Here is a 4,067-nt window from a genome sequence, read left to right as displayed (position 1 = left end):
GGCCTACTCGATCAGCAGGAAGTGAGGGTGCGAGGCGGCCTGCTCCGTCAGCACGCGTGGGGCGGGCCGCCGCGGGGCGGGTCAGAAGTCGTCGAAGTCGACGGTCTCGCGCTCGCCGTCCGGCAGGGCGATGGGCTGCGCGACGAAGGAGTTCTCGGGCCGGTTCCTGGCGATGCGCTTGCGCAGGTCGGCCACGGCCTCCTCGAGCGCCTCGGCGACCGTCGGGTCCTGGTCGATGTCGAGCTCCACCGGCACCGCGACGAGCTCGCTGCTCGCGTCCAGCGTCATCCGTGCGTCGATGAGGCCGCCCTCGTCGGTGAACGCGGGAACGGTCACCGCCTCGGAGTGGTCGTGGCGGTTGATCGCGGTGACCAGTTCGAGGAGCGCGTCGGCGACCGCATCCGTCGTCACGATGCACTTGGACGCGTAGGTGATTTCCTGCATGGTGCCACTCGACCAGACGCAGGGGACCCGGACCACCGCTTGCGCGCCCGGGCGTCAGTCCGGTACCGCCTCGAGGCGCCCCTCGAGCTCGGCCTCCCGCCGCCACAGGTGCACCGGCTCCCAGCCCAGTCCCTCGCGCGCCAGGTCGATCGAGACGACCGTCTCGAAGCCCTCGAGCGGACGGGTGAGCGGCACATCGGGGAACGCCGACGCGACCAGCGCGGCCGACGGGATCGTGGATCCGGTGTCGGAGGCGGCGATGTCGTACACGGCGAAGCCGGGCCGGCCGACCTCGAGCGCCCGCGCGACCGCGCTCGCTCCGTCGCGGGCGTCGACGTAGCTCCAGAGCAGGTCGCGCCGGTAGCCCGGGTCTCCCGAGCGCTCGACGAAGCGGCCGTACTCCCCCGCCCGCGTGACATTGGTGAAGCGGAGCGCGGTGATCGAGCACTCGCGGTCCCAGCGCACCAGCTGCTTCGCCATCGCCTCCTCGAGGATCTTGACCAGGCCGTACGTGTTGTTGGCGCGGTCGCCCCCGTCCTCCGTCAGCGGGAGCGAGGCGGGCGGCTCGACGAACGGGAAGCCCATCGCGGTGATGCTCGAGGCGTACACGAGGCGCCGGACCCCGGCGCGCATCGCCGCGTGGAACACGTTGAACGAGACGGCCATGTTGGAGTGGAAGGTCGTCGCGTCCGGGACCAGCCCGTTCACCGGGATCGCCGCGAGGTGCACGATCGCGTCGACCCCGCTGTGCCGCGCGGTCACTCCGAGCACCGCGTCGAGGGCCTGGCCGTAGTCGGAGAAGTCGACGCGGGTGAACGGGACGGGGACCGACGGCGGGGTCAGGTCGAGCCCGATCGGCTCGTGGCCCTCGGCGAGCAGTCGCTCGAGGGTCGCGGTGCCGAGCGTGCCGGAGCAGCCGGTGACGGCGATGCGCATGGGAGTCCTCTCCAGGGGGCGGGCCCCGTCAGCGTAGGGGGAAGTCGGCGGGCAGCGGGAGGGCCGGGACGTCGTGCCCCGCGGCGTCCTCGTCGTCGGCGTGGAGGTGGCCGGTGCGTCCGCCGGCGGGCAGCCCCGTCTCGGTGAAGAAGCCCCGGAGCGGCTCGTAGACCGCGACGATGTCGTGCACGTCGCCGGCCCGGGTCAGCACGATGTCGCCGGCCTGGACGTAGCGCTCGGCGCCGTCCACGAGGATCCGGCCCTTGCCCTCGGCGAAGAACCACACCTCGTGGTCGTCGTGGTGGTGCCGGTCGAACCGTCCGCCCTCGAGTCCGACGGCGAAGCGGCCGATCGTGCCGATGCCGCACCAGCCGGGCCGGTCGCCCGGATGCAGCCAGGTGCCGGGCTCGTAGACCGGCATCAGGCCTGCGCCCAGCGCGGAGCGGTCCCGGGCTCGAGGATCCGCGCGCCGGGCAGCGAGTCGAGACCGGTCTCGGCGCCGCCGGGCGTGTAGACGACGAGGAGGCGCAGCGGCCGCCAGGTGGTGTTGTACGTCGAGTGCACGGTGTCGCGCGGGATGTGCAGCGCGTCGCCCTCGCGGATCGGGAACGCCGGACCGTCGCCGACGGTCTGCTCGCCCTCGCCCGAGACGACGTAGATGACCTCCTCCTCGCCGGGGTGCGCGTGCGGATCGTGGCCCTGACCGGGGTAGATGATCACCTCGCCGGTGGTGAGGCCGACGGGGCCGTCGAGGTGCGGGGTGACGAGCCACTTGATGGTGCCCCAGTCGAAGACCCGGGTGGGCACCTCGTCGGGGCGGCGACCGGACTGAGCGGAGGTGGGGGTGGCGGACACGGTGGTCTCCTTACGCGATCGGGAGGGATTTGAAGTCGACGAGCTGCTGCCGGATGGCGCGCTCGGTGGGCAGGCGCTCGACGGAGGAGGCGCCGAAGAAGCCGACGACCCCCTCGGTGTGCTGGAGGACGTAGGCGGCGTCGGCGGGCTCGGCGATCGGTCCGCCGTGGCAGAGCACGATCACGTCCGGATTCACGGCCACGGCCGCGTCGCGCATCTCCTGCACGCGCGCGGCCGACTCCTCGAGGGTGAGGGCCGTCTGCGCGCCGATGGTGCCGCTCGTGGTGAGCCCCATGTGCGGCACGAGGACGTCGGCTCCGGCCTCGGTCATCGCGACGGTCGACTGGACGTCGAAGACGTAGGGCGCGGTGAGCAGGTCGCGCTCCGCGGCGAGGCGGATCATGTCGACCTCGAGGTCGAAGCCCATGCCCGTCTCCTCGAGGTTCTGCCGGAACACCCCGTCGAAGAGCCCGACCGTGGGGAAGTTCTGCACCCCGGTGAAGCCGAGCCGCTGCAGCTCGTCGAGGAACACCTCCATCCGGCGGAAGGGGTCGGTGCCGTTCACGCCCGCGAGAACCGGCGTCTCGCGGATGATCGGCAGCACCTCGCGGCTCATCTCGACGACGATCTGGTTGGCGTCGCCGTAGGGCAGCAGGCCCGAGAGCGAGCCGCGGCCCGCCATCCGGTAGCGGCCGGAGTTGTAGATGATGATCAGGTCGACCCCGCCGGCCTCGGCGGCCTTGGCCGAGAGACCGGTGCCCGCGCCGGCTCCGATGACCGGCTTCCCGGCGTCGATCGTGGCGCGGAGACGGGCGAGTGCGCTCGAGCGGTCCATGTCAGTTCCTCTCCTGGGACGGGCGGATCAGGGAGTCGAGAGCGTCGGCGGCGGCCCGGGCGAACTCCGGGTCGTTGACGTCGAGCGGGGAGTCGATCACCCGGACGGTCGAGCCGGCCACGCCCTCGAGGACGGCGTCGACGAGGGCGGCGCGCGCCTCGGAGTCGTCGAAGACGGCGCCCGGCACGTCGATCGCCGACACCCCGCCCCGCGAGACGGCGAGCACGGTCGGCCCGGTCGCCGCCGCGAGCTTCCGGCCGACGATCGCGCCCAGCTCGGCGCTCTCGGCGGCCGTGGTGCGCATGAGCGTGACGGTCGGGTTGTGCACGAAGAAGAGCCGATCGGCGAAGCGCTCGGGAACGCTCTCGCGCGGTCCGAAGTTGACCATGTCGAGCGCGCCCAGGCCGACCACCTGCGGGATCCCCGCCCTCCCGGCCGCCTCGAGGCGATCCGGCCCGGCGCTCAGCACGCCGCCGACGAGCTCGTCAGCGAGCTCGGTGGTGGTGAGATCGAGCACGCCGGCGAGGTGGCCCGAGCGGGCGAGCGCCTCGACGGCGCGGCCGCCGGATCCGGTCGCGTGGAAGACGAGCACCTCGTAGCCGAGCTCGTCGAGGCGGGCGCGGGCGACGTCGACGGCCGGGGTCGTCACTCCGAACATGGTGGCCGCGACGAGGGGGCGGCCACCCTCGGGCGCCGGCCGGTCCCGTCGCGCGGCGTGGGCGGCGGCCATGCCCGCGATGCCGCCGGCCGCGTTGTCGAGGACCTCGCGCGAGAGGCTGTTGATGCCGGCGATGTCGACGACGCTGTACGTCATCGTCACGTCGCCGGAGCCGACGTACGGCGACACGTCGCCCGCGGCCATGGTCGAGACGAGCATCTTGGGGAGCCCGACGGGGAGGTCGCGGACGGCCCGGGCGGCGATGGACGTGCCTCCGCTGCCGGCGAGCGCGAGGACGCCGTCGAGGGCGCCGTCGCGGCGCAGACCCTCGAGCACGAT

The 4,067-nt window shown here is 73.0% G+C and carries 6 protein-coding genes; all 6 read right to left on the bottom strand.

The genetic code is table 11. The features are described 5' to 3' along the window. Positions 1 to 81 precede the first annotated feature (81 nt). Positions 82 to 444, bottom strand: coding sequence for a hypothetical protein (locus NB037_RS18840; protein WP_251948486.1), 363 nt, complete (start codon positions 442 to 444; stop codon positions 82 to 84). 54 nt (positions 445 to 498) lie between these two features. Then, a complete protein-coding gene (locus NB037_RS18835) occupies positions 499 to 1,380 on the bottom strand; it encodes an NAD-dependent epimerase/dehydratase family protein (protein WP_251948484.1) in 882 nt (293 codons plus the stop codon). 28 nt (positions 1,381 to 1,408) lie between these two features. Continuing rightward, positions 1,409 to 1,801: an AraC family ligand binding domain-containing protein gene (locus tag NB037_RS18830; protein ID WP_251948482.1), complete on the bottom strand. Its 393-nt coding sequence runs from the start codon at positions 1,799 to 1,801 to the stop codon at positions 1,409 to 1,411. Beyond that, complete coding sequence (locus NB037_RS18825) at positions 1,801 to 2,235, bottom strand: cupin domain-containing protein (RefSeq protein ID WP_207406997.1); 435 nt, start codon at positions 2,233 to 2,235, stop codon at positions 1,801 to 1,803. Before NB037_RS18825 ends, NB037_RS18830 begins: the two co-directional genes overlap by 1 nt. 10 nt (positions 2,236 to 2,245) lie before the next feature. Further along, complete coding sequence (locus NB037_RS18820) at positions 2,246 to 3,070, bottom strand: phosphoenolpyruvate hydrolase family protein (protein ID WP_251948480.1); 825 nt, start codon at positions 3,068 to 3,070, stop codon at positions 2,246 to 2,248. A gap of 1 nt (position 3,071) precedes the next feature. Continuing rightward, the coding region (locus tag NB037_RS18815; RefSeq protein ID WP_251948478.1) for a Tm-1-like ATP-binding domain-containing protein at positions 3,072 to 4,067 on the bottom strand (996 nt) is incomplete at its 5' end.

Source organism: Rathayibacter rubneri (assembly GCF_023743255.1).
Classification (GTDB): domain Bacteria; phylum Actinomycetota; class Actinomycetes; order Actinomycetales; family Microbacteriaceae; genus Rathayibacter; species Rathayibacter rubneri.
The sequence above is the reverse complement of the archived record's forward strand: the minus strand, read 5'-3'. Positions and strand labels throughout refer to the sequence as shown.

Bases quoted from the DNA above. Each gene is read 5' to 3' on its own strand.
- NB037_RS18840 (WP_251948486.1), bottom strand. From the start codon at position 444: ATGCAGGAAATCACCTACGCGTCCAAGTGCATCGTGACGACGGATGCG.
- NB037_RS18835 (WP_251948484.1), bottom strand. From the start codon at position 1,380: ATGCGCATCGCCGTCACCGGCTGCTCCGGCACGCTCGGCACCGCGACC.
- NB037_RS18830 (WP_251948482.1), bottom strand. From the start codon at position 1,801: ATGCCGGTCTACGAGCCCGGCACCTGGCTGCATCCGGGCGACCGGCCC.
- NB037_RS18820 (WP_251948480.1), bottom strand. From the start codon at position 3,070: ATGGACCGCTCGAGCGCACTCGCCCGTCTCCGCGCCACGATCGACGCC.